Origin of the sequence: Micromonospora sp. MH33 (assembly GCF_003013775.1) — a bacterium.
Taxonomy (GTDB): Bacteria; Actinomycetota; Actinomycetes; order Mycobacteriales; family Micromonosporaceae; genus Micromonospora; species Micromonospora fulviviridis.
The window spans coordinates 1-1,783 of the sequence record NZ_MUYZ01000598.1; the positions used below are offsets into that span (position 1 = coordinate 1).

Below are 1,783 nucleotides of genomic sequence, written 5' to 3' on the forward strand. Positions count from 1 at the left end.
CAGGCCGGCGCGGCCCGGAAGCCGGCCAACGCGGCGCGCGCCGAGTCGGTCGCCTCGTCGAGGCTGGGCACGGCCGGGCCGACCACCACCGGGCCCGCCCCGAACGCGGTGAGCAGCTTCTCCGTGGCCGCCACCGGGTCGGCCGCCCCGCCCAGCACGATGACCAGCCGGTCGCCGTGCACGCCGCCGATCACCTCGACCCCGATCCGGCGGGCCTGCCGGTAGACGGTGTGCAGCACGGCTGCCACCTCGCCGCCGGGAGAGCGGCCCACCGCCACCGCCACCGGCGGCGCGTCCGACCACCCCAGCGCCGCCGCCCGGCTGGCCAGCACGTCCGGCGAGTCGCCGCGCAGCAGCGCGTCCACCAGCAACGCCTGCAACCGGGCGTCCCAGGAGCCGCGGGTCTCCGCGGCGCGGGCGTAGACCCGGGCGGCGGCGAAGGCGATCTCCCGGGAGAAGCGCAGCACCGCCTCCCGCAGCAGCTGCTCCTCGCCCTTCACGGCGAGGTGCGACACCTGCTCCTCGACCACCTCGATGGTCACCTTGATCAGCGCCACGGTCTGCTGGAGGGTGATCGAGCGCGCGAGGGCCTGCGGCGCGGCGGCGAAGACCTCGTCCGACACCTCCTGGGTGCTGTCGGTCGCGCCACCGCCCTGGTGCAGCCACTGCACCAGGGACCGGACACCCGCCTGGGCGACCAGCATGACCCAGGAGCGCTGGTCGGCCGGCAGCTCCCGGAACCAGGGCAGCGTCTCGTCCATCCGCGCCACGCTGGCCGTGGACAGCGCGCCCGCCGCCCGCTCGATACGGCGCAGCGTCGCCGACAGCTCGGTCCCGCCCGGTTCGCTCACCGCACCAGCCTGACACGCCCTGACCAGCGGCTCCACTTCGAGGCCCGCCCGCCGCACCGGGGACGGCGGCGAGCGGCGACAATGATCTCCCGTGACCGACACCCCGCGCGCCCTCGCCGACCTCGCCCGCGACATCGACGCCACCTGCCGCCTCACCGGACGCTTCGTGCTCCGCTCCGGCCGGACCGCCGACGAGTACTTCGACAAGTACCGGTTCGAGGCCGACCCGGTGCTGCTGGACCGGGTCGCCGCCGGCCTGGCCGGGCTGGTCCCGCCCGGCACCGAGGTGCTGGCCGGCCTGGAGATGGGCGGCATCCCGGTGGTCACCGCGCTGGCCCGGCACGTCGGGCTGCCCTGCGCGTTCGTCCGCAAGATCGCCAAGGCGTACGGGACCGCCCGGCTGGCCGAGGGCGCGGACGTCGCCGGACGGCGGGTGCTGGTGGTCGAGGACGTGGTGACCTCGGGCGGCCAGGTGGTGATCTCCACCGGCCAGCTCCGCGAGCTGGGCGCGACCGTCGAGCACGCGCTCTGCGTGATCGACCGGGGCGAGGGCGGCGCGGAGGCGCTCGCCGGGCACGGCATCGCGCTGCGCGCCCTGCTCACCCGCGCCGACCTGGACGCCGCCCGCCGGCCCTGACCGTTCCCGTCCCGGACGATCTCCACGGGTACGCGCTGACGACCCCGTCGGGCCCGGCCAGTACGGTGTCAGAGCACGTCGGGGTGACGACCGCCCGACGGGTGATGGCGAGCGTGAGGAGACCGGGATGGCGCACGGGGAGGCCGAGCACGGCTGCGCCCAGGGCGAGCCCTGCCGGCCGGGCCACCACGACCAGCAGGCGGCCGCCAAGCACCCGCGCCGGACGGGCTTCACCCATCCGGCCGAGCCGGCGGCCGGCTGGGCGCCGGAGCGCGCGGACGACGAGCCGCCCGTG

General features: G+C 76.7%; 2 protein-coding genes. One reads left to right on the top strand and one right to left on the bottom strand.

The features are described 5' to 3' along the window. A partial coding sequence (locus B0E53_RS36210; RefSeq protein WP_246835781.1) for a PucR family transcriptional regulator occupies positions 1–887 on the bottom strand: 887 nt, incomplete at its 3' end. Between the two features lie 55 nt (positions 888–942). Between B0E53_RS36210 and B0E53_RS36215 the strand changes: the two genes are divergently transcribed. Next, positions 943–1,488 carry an orotate phosphoribosyltransferase gene (locus tag B0E53_RS36215; RefSeq protein ID WP_107079889.1) on the top strand — a complete coding sequence of 182 codons (546 nt, stop codon included), beginning with the start codon at positions 943–945 and terminating at the stop codon, positions 1,486–1,488. Positions 1,489–1,783: the final 295 nt, after the last annotated feature.